General features: G+C 63.2%; 16 protein-coding genes. 3 read left to right on the forward strand and 13 right to left on the reverse strand.

Annotated features, from left to right (window positions below):
* The first annotated feature begins 15 nt into the window (after positions 1 to 15).
* Entirely contained in the window at positions 16 to 651 is a 636-nt protein-coding gene (locus H163_RS0111630) for a carbonic anhydrase (RefSeq protein WP_019964756.1), read from the forward strand.
* Positions 652 to 764: 113 nt separating this feature from the next.
* On the opposite strand, the gene H163_RS0111635 is transcribed toward H163_RS0111630, so the two are convergent.
* The 8 genes from H163_RS0111635 to H163_RS0111670 form a co-directional block, all read right to left on the reverse strand.
* A complete protein-coding gene (locus tag H163_RS0111635) occupies positions 765 to 1,703 on the reverse strand; it encodes an ornithine cyclodeaminase family protein (RefSeq protein ID WP_019964757.1) in 939 nt (312 codons plus the stop codon).
* Positions 1,704 to 1,785: 82 nt separating this feature from the next.
* A complete protein-coding gene (gene arsH / locus H163_RS0111640) occupies positions 1,786 to 2,520 on the reverse strand; it encodes an arsenical resistance protein ArsH (RefSeq protein WP_019964758.1) in 735 nt (244 codons plus the stop codon).
* A 277-nt stretch (positions 2,521 to 2,797) separates the two neighbouring features.
* Positions 2,798 to 4,021, reverse strand: a complete 1,224-nt coding sequence (gene nqrF / locus H163_RS0111645; RefSeq protein ID WP_019964759.1) for an NADH:ubiquinone reductase (Na(+)-transporting) subunit F — start codon at positions 4,019 to 4,021, stop codon at positions 2,798 to 2,800.
* A gap of 10 nt (positions 4,022 to 4,031) precedes the next feature.
* Positions 4,032 to 4,640, reverse strand: a complete 609-nt coding sequence (gene nqrE, locus H163_RS0111650; RefSeq protein WP_019964760.1) for an NADH:ubiquinone reductase (Na(+)-transporting) subunit E — start codon at positions 4,638 to 4,640, stop codon at positions 4,032 to 4,034.
* A complete protein-coding gene (locus tag H163_RS0111655) occupies positions 4,640 to 5,293 on the reverse strand; it encodes an NADH:ubiquinone reductase (Na(+)-transporting) subunit D (protein ID WP_019964761.1) in 654 nt (217 codons plus the stop codon). The genes nqrE and H163_RS0111655 overlap by 1 nt, the downstream gene beginning before the upstream one ends.
* Positions 5,293 to 6,117: a Na(+)-translocating NADH-quinone reductase subunit C gene (locus H163_RS0111660; RefSeq protein ID WP_019964762.1), complete on the reverse strand. Its 825-nt coding sequence runs from the start codon at positions 6,115 to 6,117 to the stop codon at positions 5,293 to 5,295. Before H163_RS0111660 ends, H163_RS0111655 begins: the two co-directional genes overlap by 1 nt.
* The gene (locus H163_RS0111665; RefSeq protein ID WP_026355751.1) at positions 6,114 to 7,310 is read right to left on the reverse strand and encodes an NADH:ubiquinone reductase (Na(+)-transporting) subunit B; all 1,197 of its coding nucleotides are present in this window, start codon (positions 7,308 to 7,310) and stop codon (positions 6,114 to 6,116) included. Before H163_RS0111665 ends, H163_RS0111660 begins: the two co-directional genes overlap by 4 nt.
* Positions 7,311 to 7,314: 4 nt before the next feature.
* Complete coding sequence (locus H163_RS0111670; protein WP_019964764.1) at positions 7,315 to 8,658, reverse strand: Na(+)-translocating NADH-quinone reductase subunit A; 1,344 nt, start codon at positions 8,656 to 8,658, stop codon at positions 7,315 to 7,317.
* Positions 8,659 to 8,847: 189 nt separating this feature from the next.
* Here H163_RS0111670 and H163_RS0111675 point away from each other — a divergent pair, with 189 nt between their 5' ends.
* Positions 8,848 to 9,867, forward strand: coding sequence for an FAD:protein FMN transferase (locus H163_RS0111675; RefSeq protein ID WP_040678704.1), 1,020 nt, complete (start codon positions 8,848 to 8,850; stop codon positions 9,865 to 9,867).
* A gap of 19 nt (positions 9,868 to 9,886) precedes the next feature.
* Positions 9,887 to 10,123 carry a (Na+)-NQR maturation NqrM gene (nqrM, locus tag H163_RS0111680; protein ID WP_019964766.1) on the forward strand — a complete coding sequence of 79 codons (237 nt, stop codon included), beginning with the start codon at positions 9,887 to 9,889 and terminating at the stop codon, positions 10,121 to 10,123.
* Positions 10,124 to 10,180: 57 nt separating this feature from the next.
* On the opposite strand, the gene H163_RS0111685 is transcribed toward nqrM, so the two are convergent.
* From H163_RS0111685 to fabI, 5 genes are all read right to left on the reverse strand, one after another.
* Positions 10,181 to 10,366, reverse strand: coding sequence for a hypothetical protein (locus H163_RS0111685; protein WP_019964767.1), 186 nt, complete (start codon positions 10,364 to 10,366; stop codon positions 10,181 to 10,183).
* Between the two features lie 240 nt (positions 10,367 to 10,606).
* Complete coding sequence (locus tag H163_RS0111690; RefSeq protein WP_019964768.1) at positions 10,607 to 11,260, reverse strand: 3-oxoacid CoA-transferase subunit B; 654 nt, start codon at positions 11,258 to 11,260, stop codon at positions 10,607 to 10,609.
* A gap of 11 nt (positions 11,261 to 11,271) precedes the next feature.
* Positions 11,272 to 11,925 carry a CoA transferase subunit A gene (locus H163_RS0111695; protein ID WP_026355753.1) on the reverse strand — a complete coding sequence of 218 codons (654 nt, stop codon included), beginning with the start codon at positions 11,923 to 11,925 and terminating at the stop codon, positions 11,272 to 11,274.
* Between the two features lie 90 nt (positions 11,926 to 12,015).
* Positions 12,016 to 14,454 carry a DUF3141 domain-containing protein gene (locus H163_RS0111700; protein ID WP_019964770.1) on the reverse strand — a complete coding sequence of 813 codons (2,439 nt, stop codon included), beginning with the start codon at positions 14,452 to 14,454 and terminating at the stop codon, positions 12,016 to 12,018.
* Between the two features lie 12 nt (positions 14,455 to 14,466).
* Complete coding sequence (fabI, locus tag H163_RS0111705) at positions 14,467 to 15,231, reverse strand: enoyl-ACP reductase FabI (RefSeq protein ID WP_019964771.1); 765 nt, start codon at positions 15,229 to 15,231, stop codon at positions 14,467 to 14,469.
* Positions 15,232 to 15,507 lie beyond the last annotated feature (276 nt).

The following is a 15,507-nucleotide window of genomic DNA, read 5'->3' on the forward strand; positions in this document are numbered from 1 at the left end:
CTTGCCGCGCCATTCATGTCTTCCGCCTATGCCAGCGACACTGCAGCTGCGGCATCCCCCCGGCCGCAAACAGCCAGCGAGGCACTGCAGGCTCTTGCTGACGGCAACGCCCGTTATGTTGCCAACGCAGCCATCAACACGGACCATTCGGCGGGCCGCACAGCGCGGTCTGAAGGACAGCAGCCCTTTGCTGCAATCGTGACTTGCGCAGACTCCCGTGTCGTTCCCGAACTGATCTTCGACCAGGGCCCCGGAGATCTGTTCGTCGTCCGCGTTGCCGGAAACTTCATCAATGAGGACGGCCTGGCCAGTCTTGAATACGCTGCGGCGGTTCTCGGCATCAAGGCAATCCTCGTGCTGGGACACTCATCCTGTGGTGCGGTGAGCGCGACGATCAAATCGATCCACGACAATACCTTGCCGCCCGGCCACCTGCCGAGCCTTGTGAATGCCATCCGGCCAGCGGTTTATGACGTCATGGCGGAAAATCCGGCAGACCTGCTTGCCGCTGCAACAGCTCAGAATGCGCGGCTCAACGCCCAGAAGGCAGAGACGACCGGACCGATCTTGTCGGACTTCCACACGTCCGGCAAAATCAAATCCGTTGCTGGCGTCTACGAGATTGCAACCGGCAAGGTCGCCATTCTCTGACAAGCCGCACTGGCCGAGCACGGCAGCACGCAATGCCCCACGGCCCGGGGTGCCTGAGGATTGTTGTTTTCAGCAATCCCCGCGCACCCTGGGCTTCTCATGGCCGCACAGCTTCACTCCGGCAGACCATCCAGCAAATCATGGATCAGCTGCGCCGTGATCAGATCGAGGTGGGCGCCGCCGCCGTTCTTGTAGAGGGTGATCTCGGTGTCCGCCTCCCGCCCGGCACGCCCCGCCACGAGGTCGAAGAGGTCGCCCGCCACGTCACCGGCGGTGATGAGCCCGTTGCGGATCGGGATCAGCAGCTCGCCGATCTCGGCCACAGTGGTATCGCGGCAATCGACAAAGAGGCGTGAGCGCTGAAGCGCGGTATCATCCGCCTCCCGCATGTCCGGGCGGTAGGCGCCGACGAGGTCAAGGTGGCAGCCTTCAGGCAGCGCATCGCCCGGAATGAAGGGCGTCTGCGCCATCGTGGCGCTGCAGATCACATCGGCCTGCCCTATGGCTGCGCGCAGATCACTGCAGACCGTGACATCGGCAGGAATATCTCCAAGCCTGCCGGCCAGCGCTTCCGCCCCTTCCCGGCTGCGGTTCCATAAAAGAACAGTGCTGTAAGGCCGCACCGACAGATGTGCCCGGATCAGGGGTTCGGCCATGGCACCTGCCCCGATCATCAGCAGAACCCTTGCATCCTGCCGGGCGAGAAGATCCGCACCCAGAGCCGAATCTGCGGCCGTCTTCCATGCGGTGATGGCCGCGCCGTCGATGACGGCCACTGGCGCACCACTGTCTCCGTCGAACAGGATGAAGCTGCCCTGAACCGCCGGGCGCGGCGGCGTTGCGCGCGGATTGTCCGCAAACACCGTGACGGCCTTGACGCCAAGCATCCTGCCCGGGAACCAGGCGGAGCGGACGAGGAGGTTGCCGCTGCCGGACGCAAGATGCATGTCCCTGACCGCCGGTTCATCAAACCGGTGCGCCGCGCGCATGGCCTCAACAAGCGCAGGCCAGGTGAGCGCCTGGTTGACCTCTTCGGCCCCAATCAGCTTCATGTGCGCCTCCCGGTTTTGGCTTGCCCCTGCAGGGCGCCCGGTGTCAGTCAGTCAGTCAGTCAGTCAGTCAGTCAGTTTCACCTCATGTCGCAGCAGACTGGTTGACCCGCTTCATCAACGCTTCGGCGCTTTCCTTGCGCTCGGAATAACGGTCCACCAGATAGTCCGACCGGCCGCGCGTCAAGAGCGTGAACTTCACCAGTTCCTCCATCACATCGACAATCCGGTCGAAGAGGGGTGACGGGCGCATCCGCCCCTCGTCGTCGAATTCCTGGAAGGCTTTCGGAATGGAAGACTGGTTGGGGATCGTCAGCATCCGCATCCAGCGGCCAAGGATGCGCATCTGGTTGACCGCGTTGAAGCTCTGCGAGCCGCCCGAGACCTGCATCAGGGCGAGGGTCTTGCCCTGTGTCGGCCGCACGGCGCCCTCCGACAGCGGGATCCAGTCGATCTGCGTCTTCATCAGGCCGGTCATAGCACCATGGCGTTCCGGGCTCGACCAGACCATGCCCTCCGACCAGGCCACCAGATCGCGCAGCTCACGCACCTTCGGATGGCTGGCATCGACCCCATCATCCACCAGCGGCAGGCCAGAAGGGTTGAAGAACCGCACCTCGGCGCCAAACCGCGTCAGAATGCGCCCGGCCTCCTCCGCCGACAGGCGGCTGAAGGAGCGTGGCCTGAGCGACCCGTAGAGGATCAGGATCCGTGCCGGATGGGTGCTGACGGGCGCAGAGAACAGCCGGTCCTCGTCGATGGCTGCAAAGCACGTCTCATCGATCTGCGGAGTGGAATGGGAGGCAGCAGGATCAGACACTCGAGTTTCCTTGTCGCTTCGTTGATTGGCCGGGGCCAATGCCGGAGGCTGATACGGCAGAGACGGCGGGCTGCAGCATGCCCCTGCCTGCTTCGCAGGCCCGGATGGCAGATCCCGCCAAGGCTTTCGATGCTGCCGCATCATACCTTGAAACTGCCCAAGCGCCGCATCGCTCTTTACCAACTTGCCCCTCAGGCAAGCGCTGCTGGAGCCGGAACAAGACACTGCCATAGAAAAAGCCGCCGGGCGCTTATTGGCCCGGCGGCTCTTGTCAGGATCAGCCGCCGAAATCGTCCAGCATGATGTCTTCGCGGTCGACGCCCAGGTCGAGCAGCATCTTGATCACCGACTGGTTCATGATCGGGGGACCGCACATGTAATATTCGCAGTCCTCGGGCGCGGGATGGTTCTTGAGGTACTGCTCGTACAGCACATTGTGGATGAAGCCGGTGTAGCCCTTCCAGTCGTCCTCAGGCAGCGCGTCGGACAGGGCCACATGCCATTCAAAGTTCGGGAATTCGGCGGCAAGACCGTCGAAATCCTCGACATAGAACATTTCGCGCTTGGAGCGGGCACCGTACCAGAAGCTGATCCTGCGGTCCCGGTTCTTCAGGCGCTTCAACTGGTCGAAGATGTGGCTGCGCATCGGCGCCATGCCCGCACCACCGCCAATGAAGATCATTTCCTTCTTGGTGTCGCGGGCGAAGAATTCGCCGAACGGACCCGAAATGGTGACCTTGTCGCCCGGTTTCAGGTTGAAGATGAAGGACGACATCTTGCCCGGAGGCACGCCTTCAGAGCGCGGCGGGGGCGAGGCAATACGGACGTTGAGCATGATGATGCCCTTCTCGTCCGGATAGTTGGCCATGGAATAGGCGCGCTCAAGCCCCTCGTCCACGCGTGATTCATAGCGCCAGAGATTGAACTTGTCCCAATCCTCGCGGTACTCATCGGCCACATCAAAGCCGCTGTACTTGACCACATGCGCCGGAGCCTCGATCTGGATGTAGCCACCGGCGCGGAAGTTCACATCCTCGCCCTCGGGCAGTTCCAGAACGAGTTCCTTGATGAAGGTCGCAACGTTGTTGTTGGAACGGACGGTGCATTCCCACTTCTTGACGCCGAAGACCTCGTCGTGGACTTCGATCTTCATGTCCTGCTTGACCGCAACCTGACAGGACAGGCGGTCGCCGCAGGCCGCTTCGCGCTTGGTGATATGGGACGTTTCGGTTGGCAGGATCGAGCCGCCGCCTTCCAGCACACGCACGCGGCACTGCGCGCAGGTGCCGCCGCCGCCGCAGGCGGAGGGCACGAACAGCTTCTCAGCCGCAAGGGTCTGCAGAAGCTTTCCGCCTGCGGGAACCGAGATCGTCCGCTCCCCGTTGATGGTGATGTTGACATTGCCTGAAGACACCAGCCGCGCACGCGCAAGGATGATGAGCGTGACCAGCGCCAGCACGATCAGGGTGAAGAGAAGAACGCCGAGGGTGAAAGTCTGCATCTGTCCAGCCTCAGAGGTTCACGCCCGAGAAGGACATGAATGCCAGAGCCATCAGCCCGGCTGTGATGAACGTGATCCCCAGGCCCTGCAGGCCATCGGGAACGTCGGAATATTTCAGCTTTTCACGCACGCCCGCCATGGCGGCAATGGCCAGTGCCCAGCCGAAGCCGGAGGACACGCCATAGACCGCAGCCTCGGGAAAGCTGTAGTTGCGTTCGACCATGAACAGGGAGCCGCCGAGAATGGCGCAGTTCACCGTGATGAGGGGCAGGAAGATCCCCAGCGCGTTGTAGAGCGGCGGGAAATACTTATCGAGCGCCATCTCCAGGATCTGCACCATGGCGGCAATAACGCCGATATAGGCGATCAGGCCAAGGAAGCTGAGATCAACATCCGGGTACCCGGCCCATGCCAAAGCGCCGGGCGCCAAGATATAGGTCAGCAGCAGGTTGTTGGCCGGGATCGTGATGGTCTGCACGACCATCACTGAAATGCCCAGACCAAGAGCCGTGGTGATCTTCTTGGACACAGCCAGGAAGGTACACATGCCCAGGAAGAACGACAGTGCCAGGTTCTCGACGAAGACCGCCTTCACCGCGAGGGACAAGAGTTGCTCCATCAGTGCTGCTCCACGACCTGAATGCGGTATTCGCGTTTCTCGACCTGCTTCGGCTTCCAGCTGCGGAAGGCCCAGATGATCAGCCCGATGACGAAGAAGGCGGAAGGCGGCAGAAGCAGCAGGCCATTGGGCACATACCAGCCGCCGTTGTTAACGGTCTGCAAGATGGTCACGCCGAACAGCGTTCCGGACCCGAACAGTTCACGGATGAAGGCCACCATCATCAGGATCAGGCCATAGCCCATGCCGTTGCCGATACCGTCGATGAACGAGGCCACCGGCGGGTTCTTCATGGCAAAGGCCTCGGCCCGCCCCATGACGATGCAGTTGGTGATGATCAGGCCCACGAAGACCGACAGCGTCTGCGAAATCTCGAAGGCATAGGCCTTGAGCACCTGATCCACCACGATCACCATGCTGGCGATCACGACCATCTGCACGATGATGCGGATGGAGGTGGGGATGTGGTTGCGCAGCATGGAGATGAACATCGAGGAGAACGATGTCACGAAGGTCACTGCCAGCGCCATCACGAGCGAGAGCTGCAGAGAGGTTGTCACCGCGAGGGCCGAACAGATGCCAAGAACCTGCAGGGTGATCGGATTGTTGTCGACCAGCGGGTCGACCAGCATGGACTTGCGTGATTGCGCCATCAGATTTCTCCTGCGCGAACATGAGCGAGGAAGGGAGCATAGCCTCTCTCGCCCATCCAGAAGCGGACGAGGTTCTCAACGCCGCGGCCCGTCAGCGTAGCACCGGAAATCGCATCAATGTGGTGCTCCTGCCCCCGGGCAGGCGCCATGCGCGAAATCGTGATCGCCACGTCTCCGGCGTCATTGTAGATCGACTTGCCGTTCCACTGGGCACGCCAGCGCGGATTGTCGACTTCGCCGCCAAGGCCCGGCGTTTCGGCGTGCTGATAGAACTGCAGACCATAGATCGTCTGGCCATCCGCCTCGATGGCGACATAGCCGTACAGCGTGGACCACAGGCCGTAGCCATGAATGGGCAGGACCACCTTGTCCACGCCGCCATTGGCATCGCGCAGAATATAGACGGACACGAAGCGGGCCTGACGCACGATCGAAGCCGGGTCATCGGTCAGGGCAACGGAGAGTTCCGGGTCCTTCGCGGCGGCACGGTCATCAAAGGAGGCCGGGTCGAACCTGTCAGTCAGGCGCCCGGTTTCCAGTTCAAGTACCGCCGGCTCAAACGCGGCAAAGGCCTTGGCCACGTCCTGGCCGGGCTCGTAAAGGCCGGCGACCTGCAGAATGTTGATCTGCTGGTTGCGCAGGGCATTCTGCTGCTGCAGCGGCCTCAGGCTGACAGCCGCCAGAGACACCACCATCGAGGCGACGAGGCAGAGGACGACCGCCACAAAGATCGTCTTCGGCGTTGAATCGGCAGGCAGGGCGAAGAAGCGGCCGATCGGCCCCTTCTGCGTGTTTGCCGTGAGCGTTTCGCGTTGGTCAATCATAGACGCCGCGCCCTCCGCTTGATGTTGGCCTTGACGACGAAATGATCGATCAAGGGCGCGAAAACATTTCCGAACAGGATCGCCAGCATCATGCCTTCGGGGAAGGCCGGATTGATCACGCGGATCATCACCACCATGACGCCGATCAGCGCTCCATAGACATAGCGGCCGGTGTTCGTATGGGATCCCGAAACGGGCTCCGTCACCATGAAGGCCAGTCCAAAGGCAAAGCCGCCGGTCACGAGGTGCCAGTACCAGGGCATGGCAAAGGCCGGATTGCTGTCCGATCCGACGAAGTTGAGCAGGGCCGAGAAGCCGATCATCCCCACCATGCAGCCCAGCACCATCCGGTAATTGGCAATGCGGGTGAGCAGCAGGAAGGCGAGGCCGATCATGCAGGCGAGCGTCGATGTCTCACCCATGCTGCCCTGCATGGTGCCGATGAAGGCATCCATCCACGTGATGCCATAGGCGGCAAGCTGCTGATGGCCCTCGGAGGCAACGACGGCCAGCGCCGTAGCGCCGGAGAACCCGTCAACGGGCGTCCAGACCGCGTCTCCCGACATCTGTGCAGGAAATGCGAAATAGAGGAACGCGCGGCCGACCAGCGCCGGATTGAGGAAGTTTTTGCCCGTACCGCCGAACACTTCCTTGCCGATCACCACGCCAAACGAGATGCCGAGCGCAACCTGCCACAGCGGCGTCGAAGCCGGCAGGATGAGAGTATAAAGCATCGAGGTAACGAGGAAGCCCTCGTTCACTTCATGACGCCGGACCGTGGCAAACAGGACTTCCCAGATGCCACCGACGGCGAGCGTGACGATGTAGACCGGCAGGAAGTACAGGAGGCCATGCAGCATGTTGGCCAGAGGGCTGGCGGCATCGAAGCCGATCCCCAGAGCCTCGATGATGGACGCGCGCCAGCCGCTCGCGCCATGGCTGGCAATGGCAAGATTGACCTGAAGCCCCGTGTTGTAAAGCGCCATCAGAACACAGGGGATGGTCGCGATCACCACGTAGGTCATGATCCGCTTCATGTCGATGTAGGACCGCGCATGCGGTGCCACAGTCGTCACTGTGCGGGGGGTGTAGAGGAAGCTTTCCACCATTTCATAAAGCGGGAAGAACCGCTCATAGCGGCCTCCCTTGGTGAACTGCGGCTCGATCCGGTCGAAGAAACTGCGCAAACCCACGCGATCAGCCCTCTCTTTCGATCTTCGTCAGGCAATCGCGCAGGGCAATGCCGTATTCATATTTGGCAGGACAGGCAAACCCGGCCAGGCCGAGGTCCTCCTCGTCCAGCTCCAGCGCCCCGAGTGCCTGCGCCTCGTCGGTGTCCATCACCAGAAGCGCGCGCAAAAGCTGCGTCGGCAGATAGTCCTGCGGCATCAGCTGCTCGAAGGTTCCGATCGGGACCATGGCGCGCCGGCCGCCGTTCAGATTGGTGGTCAGTGCATAGAGCTTGTTCGTGAAGGCCGAGCCCAGCACCGGCTGCACGGCGAACTTGGAAGCCATCGGCCGGATCCAGCCGAGAGGGATCTGCCTGTGATCTTCTTCGATCAGCGTGACCTGCCGAGCATAACGGCCGAGATAGGCTTCAACACCAGCACCAGCCCGGCCGCTCAGCACCGATCCGGAGATGAGGCGCACAGGCACGCCGGCCGGGTGCTCGCCGGCCGCAAGTTCGGTCATCGACGCGCCGGCAATGGTGCGCACCAGACGCGGATTGGACGCCAGCGGCCCGCAGATTGCCACAACGCGGGAGCCGTCCAGATAGCCGGTCAGCAGCAGCTGGCCGATGGCGATGACATCGGCATAGCCAATGCTCCAGACAGTGCGCGCTGCGCTCGGCGGCGCCAGAAAATGCATGTGGGTTCCGGCAAGGCCTGCAGGGTGCGGCCCGCTGAACTGCGCCACCTCGACACCGGGCACCGATGCGCCCGGCAGGCTCGCGCCGTCCTCATGACACAGGAAAGTCTTGCCCTCGGTCAGCATGGCGACCGCCTGCAATCCGCGCTCAAACGCTTCTGCACGTGCGGCAATCACGGGCACCGGATCTGCCGCTAGAGGCTCGGTGTCCATTGCCGTCACGAAAATCGCAGCAGGCCGGGATTCGGGCAAAGGCACCTTCGAATAGGGACGGGTGCGGAAAGATGTCCACAGGCCGCTGGCACAAAGCCGCTCCACCACGCCCTCTGCCGTGCTGATGTCTCCGGTCTGCCCGAAGTACACCGGCTCGGCGGCTGCCGGATCAACCGAAATCTCGACACTGATCAGCTTGCGCTGCGCGCCCCGGTTGATGGCCTTGATTCGCCCGCTCACAGGCGACGTGACCATCACCTCGGGCGTGTCTTTATGCGTGAGGATGGGCGCCCCTGCCCCGACCGCATCACCTTCAGCAACCAGAAGCCGCGGTTTTAGACCAATGTAATCCGCGCCCAGGATGGCGACGGTGCTGACAGCCGGACCGTCCTGCTCACCCCCGCTAGGGGCACCAAGGATCGGAAGCTGGAGACCTTTGCGAAGCGAAAATTTCTGCACCTGAATCTCTACCCAGTGATTTTACCCCCTTATGCCTTCACTTCTCCGAAAACGGAACCTTTTCCGGGACATGTCCGGTTTTTTTTTGCCCAATTACGGTTTCAGTTGCAGAGACTGGCATCAGGACGTATTCACGACCAAACTCGTGGCGCTTTGTGCCCCCTGCATTCATAAAATGGAGAAACTCCAGTGTCTGGTCTGACCTCGATTTCCCGGCGATCCTTCCTGATCATGACGGCCGCACTCGCTGCCTGCAAGCCGGGGTCTGAGCTGCTGAAGCTGACGGGACAGACCATGGGTACAACCTGGAATATCACGGCTGTGAGCCACGGACAGGACGTGGACGCGAAGGATCTGACCGCAAAGGTTCAGGCAGCGCTGGCGGATGTGACCCGCGCGATGTCGAACTGGGACAAGGCCTCCGATCTGTCGCGCATCAACGCCGCCGCTGCCGGTGAGCCGCTGAACCTGTCGCCGGGGATGAACACCGTACTCAGTGCCGCACAATCCGTGCATCTGGCCAGCGAAGGCCGGTTCGACATCACGTCCGGCCCGCTGATCGACCTCTGGGGATTTGGCGCGGCGCAGGTGCAGCAGCGCGCGCTGCAGGACGCGGAAATTGCTCCGGTTATGGACATCGTGGGCCAGTCCCGCATGCTGACGCTGGCCAATGGCTCGCTCGTCAAGTCGGCTTCCCGCACCAGCATCTACCTCTCGGCCATCGGCAAGGGATATGGTGCCGACCAGGTGGCAGAGGCACTGCGCACGGCAGGCCTGACTGATTTCATGATCGAGATTGGCGGCGACCTTTACGCATCGGGCCGCAACGGCGCGGGCCTGCCCTGGCAGATCGGCATCGAGATTCCGCTCGCAGGCGAGGCCGGAGTGCATCGCAAGATCGGCGTGTCCGGGCTTGGCATGGCCACGTCGGGCGACTACCGCAACTATTTCGAAGCTGACGGCAAGCGCTACTCGCATATCATCGACCCCACCACGGGCCGTCCGATCACCCACGCGACCGTGTCTGCGACCGTTCTGGCCGAAAACGCAATGCTGGCGGACGCATGGGCTACGGCCATGCTGGTGCTGGGCCGTGAGCGCGGGCTGGAAATCGCCGAGGCGCAGGGCCTTGCGGTCATGTTCATCGAGACCTCCGGCGCCAAGCTCATCACCAGCGAAAGCAGCCGTCTGGCATCCCTGACGGCCTGAACAGGCAAGGACAGCACCCATGGCAACCCTGGCGATCGCTTTTGTTCTGTTCCTGATTGTGGTGCTGGGCATGGCGGTCGGGGTGATCGTGTCGGGGCGCACCATCAAGGGAAGCTGCGGCGGACTGAACGCGATTTCCGGCGCCGATCATTGCCTTGTGTGCAAGCGCGAGATCGATCCGAACAGCCCGCTGCATGAGCGCATGGCCTGCCCGCGCAAGCGCCAGAAGATGGCGGAGGCCAATCAGGCCTCCTGACCGCCCTGCTGCCTCACCAGACTTTGCCGGTGCCAAATACCTCAGTGCCCCGGCACCTCAGCGGCCTGGCACCAGAGGCACGAAAGCCAGAACCAGCAGCGTTGTTGCGGCCAGCAATCCGTAGAGCCAGAGCTGCCATCTGGGGCCTTCCGCCTTCCACACACGCCTGTAGCTGTAGCCTGCCAGACAGGCCACGATGAACAGAACCGTTGCAACAGCCGGCGTCAGATGGATATCGGGCAAGCTCGGGCACTCCTCGGGCGGCTGCAGGTTTCCGGAGGTGAAGCTCTAAGCGAGTTTGTGCCGCTTGGCCACAGCCTTTCTCCAGGCCGGGTGGGTCCGGCCCGAAAGTCCGGCCGGGAGTCCGGAAGCGCCTCTGACAGCACCGCCACCGCTCCAGTCCCATCCCCGGCACCCGCAGCAGCGGCTTCCAAAGCAGTATAACCTCTGCCTGCAAAGCTCTGGGATCTCAGATATACCGCCTCAGGCCAGGATCATTTCCGGCACGTGGTCCGGAATGATGAGCCTTGCGGCTGTGGCGGCAACAATCGCCTCGACACTGACGCCCGGCGCCCTTTCGCGCAGGAACAGGCCCTCATTCATCGGCTCGATCACCGCCAGATCCGTCACCACCAGATCGACACGGCGCAGCGCCGTCAGCGGCAGGATGAGTTCCGGCACGATCTTCGATTCCCCGCGGGCAGCATGCTGCATGGCGACCACGACGCGCGCCGCGCCCGTCACCAGATCCATGGCGCCACCCATGCCCGGCACCATCTTGCCCGGCACCTTCCAGTTGGCCAGATGCCCGGCCTCGTCGACCTGCAGCCCGCCCAGAACCGTCATGTCCAGATGCCCGCCCCGGATCAGGCCGAAGCTCATGGCGCTGTCGATGCTGGCAGCCCCCGGCACAGCCGTGACAAAGCCGCCGCCCGCATCCGTCAGATGCCGGTCTTCCATGCCTTCCGGCGGACGGGCGCCAAGGCCGATCACGCCGTTTTCGGCTTGGAAGAACACACCGGCAGACGACGGCACGAAATTCGCCACCATCGACGGCAGGCCAATGCCGAGGTTCACCAGCGATCCCGGCCGGATTTCCCGCGCAACACGGCGGGCGATGAGTTCCTTGCTGTCCATGCTGGCCTCCCTCACGCTGCCCTGACCAGAAGATGGTCGACCAGTACACCCGGCGTCTTCACCCCATCCGGCGGGATCACGCCAACGGGCACAATGCTCTCGGCCTCGGCGATGACCGTCTTTCCGGCCAGCGCCATCACCGGGTTGAAGTTCTGCGCCGTCAGCAGATAACTGAGATTGCCCACATAATCGGCCTGCCAGGCACCGATCAGGGAGAAATCCGCCTTCAGCGGGGTCTCCACCAGATAGCGCTTTCCTTCGACCTCGATCACCTGCTTGCCCTCTTCCACCTCGGTCGCAAGGCCCGTGGGCGTCAGCACGCCGCCAAGCCCCATGCCGCCGGCGCGGATGCGCTCCACCAGCGTGCCCTGCGGCACCAGCTCGCAGTCGATCTCGCCCGCGATCATCCGCGCCTGTGTTTCGGGGTTGAGGCCGATGTGGCTGACGATCAGGCGGGAGACCAGCCCGGCGGTAATCAGCTTGCCGATCCCCTTGCCCGGCATGGCGGTGTCATTGGCGATCACCGTCAGACCACCTGCCCCGCGCGCCACCATGGCGTCGATCAGGCGCTCAGGGCTGCCAACGGCCATGAAACCGCCGATCATCACGCTCGCCCCTTCCGGGATCAGCGCCGCTGCTGCATCCGGGCTGAGTGCACCCTTCATGCCGTGTCCTCCGATGGCCCGCCGCATTCTTCGGTCTGACAGGCGCCTTGTATCTCATCTCATACCAGTTCCCGCAGACGGGGTTCACGCCTAATGCGGCAGGTTGCCTGCGGCCTGTTCGCCCGCGCCTTCGCTGGAGATCACGGCCAGCGGATCTTCGGCCACGTCGCCGGTCACCGGCGCCAGCTGCAGCACCTGACGGAACCGCTGCAACAGGGCGAGGGTGCGCGGTGACATTTCCTCGATGGCACCAGGGATATATTGCACCACCTTGAGGGCCAGCTCGCGCTCTGCCGGGTCACGCAGCAACAGCGGCAGCGTCTCGATGGCCCGTTCGGTCTCGTAGGTGGCTATCAGGGTCTGCTGATGGATGATCATCGCCCGGTGTTCAGCCCCAAGCGAGCGGAAGGGCTCGTCCTTGGTCAGCACGTGGGCCGAACGCTCCAGCCGGTCGCGGCGGACCTCTCCCCGGTTCTCGGCCAGCAGCACCAGCATGCGGATCACCGCCTCGGGGAAACCGCCCTGCTCGATCTGCATCAGCGCATTGGCGACTTCCGGCAGGCCGCGCAACTCGCCCAGGCTCTTCAGCGTGCGGCGGGTTTCATGCGTGCGGCCAAAGGCGCGGGCCCAGGGCGTGCCCCACATGGAATGGAACGTCAGTTCATAGGCCATGTCGCGGGTGTCACGCCAGAAGTCGATCGCCTGCTCGGTGGCCTGCACCCAGAGGGCTTCTGCGGCAAGGAACGGATTGCCGGGAGCTGCCTTGTTGCGCTCCGCCTGCACCTTTCCGGCAAGGGTTTCGACCGGCCGCATAAGGGGATTGCGGCTGGAGGCCAGCGCCCGGTTGAGACGCATGGGGTGGAGAGCCCGGCTCATTTCAGCAGCCGTGCCGGAAACCATCTGCCGGACCACCGGCCGCACTGCCATGTCATAGGCCTGAGCCTGAATTTCGGCGGCGCGGGCAACGGCGGCGAAGGGGCGCTCGTCGGCCACGGTGTCATCCAGCGCCCGGATGTCATCGAAACTGCGCTCGGCGAAGCCGACGGTAAAGTGTTTCCGACCGTCCTTTTCCGTCACATCCTCGATGCGCATTTCATAAAGGCCCGGCGCCAGCGCCTCGATGGTCTTGAGCGTTGAGGCGACCTCGGAATGCTCCTTCCGCGCGATCTGCGAGGACACGAAAATGCCCAGGTGCCCGACCTGATCATGCACCATATAGACAATCCGCTGGCCACGGATGCGGATCTCGTTCACATCCGCATAGGTCTCGATAATCCAGTTGAGCGCCTGCTGCGGCGGCGTGATGTTGTCGCCGTGGCTGGCAAAGACGATGATGGGTGCCCGGATCTGCTTCAGATCCACCGGGCGGCCCGGCTCGATACGGGCCTCGTTCTTGACGAGGCGGTTGCCGACGAAAAGCTGCTCGACGATCCAGCGGATCTCGGGCTCGGTCATCAGGAAGAAGCCGCCCCACCATTTTTCGAACTCGAGGAAGGCCTTGTCGCCCTTGTCGATGTCGCGGAACAGGTCCGTGTACTTGCGGAACAGCGTGCGCCCCGGATTGAGCATTTCGAAATTCTGCACCAGATGCGCGCCGTCAAAGATGCCGCCGCCCAGATCCGACAGGAACATGGGCACCCAGGTGCCGCCCAGAACGCCTGCATTGTAGCGCATGGGGTTTTCCCCCACCTTGCCCGCCCAGGCGGCAACCGGCGCGCCATTGATGACGACAGGCCCGGTCAGGTCCGGGTTGGTGGCGGCCAGCAGCAGCACCGCCCAGCCGCCCTGGCAGTTGCCCGTCACCACGGGCCGGGAAGCCTTCGGATGACGGCGCATCACTTCGCGCACGAACTCGGCCTCCGCCCGCACCACATAGGACAGGTACTGCCCCGGCTCCGGCATGTGGCGGAAGGCAACGAAATAGACCGGGTGCCCTGCGCGCAGAGCAACGCCCACCTGGCTGTCCGCCTTGAACCCGCCGATGCCCGGACCATGACCGGCACGCGGGTCGATGATGATATAGGGGCGGCGGTTCTCATTCACCGTCACGCCTTCCGGCGGCACGATGCGCAGCAGCATGTAGTTGGACGGATAAGGCAGATCCTTGCCGTCCATGACGACTTCATAGTCATACATCAGCACGGGCGGGCAACCGGCCGCCTCATGCTCCAGAAAAATGTCGCCGCGCTTGCGCAGCGTATCGGCCGTCAGCACCAGGCGCTCCAGCGCATCACGGGCATATTCGGCAAGGTCATGGGCAAGAGCGCCATCCCTCTGGCGCAGCAGCAGGCCGTCAACCAGCGCATGGGCTGCGGCCACCGTTTCCTTGCCGCGCTGCGAATGCACTTCGGAAATCCTGCGGGAGTGGATCGCCACGGCCGTGTTAAGGATGTCCACCGTAGCCGATGCGGCGCCGATCTCGGTTTCACTTGAGGCGAGCGCGCCCTGCAGCGCGGCCATTACATCGCCCTCCGCTCGCGGGACCTGCGGCTGGAGGAAAGGATCAAACAGATCAAACACATTGGCCATGACGGCGTCTCCTCAAGCGGTGATCGAAAAACCGCCGTCGATGTCATGGACACCACCGGTCAGGTTGCGGGCTGCGGGGGAAGCGAGGAAGGCGGCCATAGCCCCCACATCCTCAATGGTGGCAAGCTGATGTGTGGGCGCCCGCTCGGAGGCAAGGCTCAGAAGCTCGTCGAAGTGTCCGATGCCGCTGGCCGCGCGAGTCTTCAGCGGTCCGGGCGAAAGGGCGTGAACGCGGATGCCCTGCGGGCCGAGTTCGGCTGCGGCATAGCGCACTGCGCTTTCCAGCGCGGCCTTCACCGGACCCATCATGTTGTAGTGGCGCACGACGCGGGACGAACCGAAGAAGCTGACGGACAGGCAGCAGCCCCCTTCCGGCATCAGCGGCTCGGCCAGCCGGATCATCCGCAGGAAGGAGTGGACCGACACATCCATGGCCAGCGAGAACCCGCCGGACGAGCAGTCGATGACCCGGCCATGCAGATCCTCACGCGGGGCAAAGGCGATGGAATGGACAAGCGTGTCCAGCCGCCCCCAGCGCTCGGTTATGTCCTGAAAAAGCGCCTCAAGCTGGCCTGGCTGGGCGACATCGAGCGGCGCAACGATTTCCGCCCCCAGTTCCTCTGCCAGCGGCCGCACATAGGGCTCCGCCTTGCTGTTCAGCCAGGTGACCGCCAGATCGGCGCCCTGGCTCCTCAGCGCGCGGGCGCATCCGTGGGCGATGGAGTTTTCATTCGCAATTCCAACGACAAGTGCCTTGTGACCTTGCAGCGAAAACACATTTCACCTCCGCGTAGCCTGCGCATGCATCCTGCACCCGGATTGTTGCGGTGGCTTGGCACTTCCATGACAGTTTGCCACGGGGTTGCCACCAGCCGGCGGGATGATGCGGCAAGGCAGAAATCAGGGTTGGGATCAGGCCGCACACAAAGGCTTGCGCGGGCCTGCCCTCGGGCAAGTGGTCAGGGAAAGTCCGGCTCTGAGGCTCTTTCAGGCTGCACACTGCCGTGGGGAGGACGGCGCGGCGCGCAAACTCGCAGGGGCTCGCAGGCCCGG

The organism is Pannonibacter phragmitetus DSM 14782 (assembly GCF_000382365.1).
Taxonomy (GTDB): Bacteria; Pseudomonadota; Alphaproteobacteria; order Rhizobiales; family Stappiaceae; genus Pannonibacter; species Pannonibacter phragmitetus.

Excerpts from the sequence above, each read along its gene's own strand:
- H163_RS0111630 (WP_019964756.1), top strand. The coding sequence starts at position 16 with ATGTCTTCCGCCTATGCCAGCGACACTGCAGCTGCGGCATCCCCCCGG.
- H163_RS0111635 (WP_019964757.1), bottom strand. The coding sequence starts at position 1,703 with ATGAAGCTGATTGGGGCCGAAGAGGTCAACCAGGCGCTCACCTGGCCT.
- nqrF (WP_019964759.1), bottom strand. The coding sequence starts at position 4,021 with ATGCAGACTTTCACCCTCGGCGTTCTTCTCTTCACCCTGATCGTGCTG.
- nqrE (WP_019964760.1), bottom strand. The coding sequence starts at position 4,640 with ATGGAGCAACTCTTGTCCCTCGCGGTGAAGGCGGTCTTCGTCGAGAAC.
- H163_RS0111655 (WP_019964761.1), bottom strand. The coding sequence starts at position 5,293 with ATGGCGCAATCACGCAAGTCCATGCTGGTCGACCCGCTGGTCGACAAC.
- H163_RS0111660 (WP_019964762.1), bottom strand. The coding sequence starts at position 6,117 with ATGATTGACCAACGCGAAACGCTCACGGCAAACACGCAGAAGGGGCCG.
- nqrM (WP_019964766.1), top strand. The coding sequence starts at position 9,887 with ATGGCAACCCTGGCGATCGCTTTTGTTCTGTTCCTGATTGTGGTGCTG.
- H163_RS0111690 (WP_019964768.1), bottom strand. The coding sequence starts at position 11,260 with ATGGACAGCAAGGAACTCATCGCCCGCCGTGTTGCGCGGGAAATCCGG.
- H163_RS0111695 (WP_026355753.1), bottom strand. The coding sequence starts at position 11,925 with ATGAAGGGTGCACTCAGCCCGGATGCAGCAGCGGCGCTGATCCCGGAA.
- H163_RS0111700 (WP_019964770.1), bottom strand. The coding sequence starts at position 14,454 with ATGGCCAATGTGTTTGATCTGTTTGATCCTTTCCTCCAGCCGCAGGTC.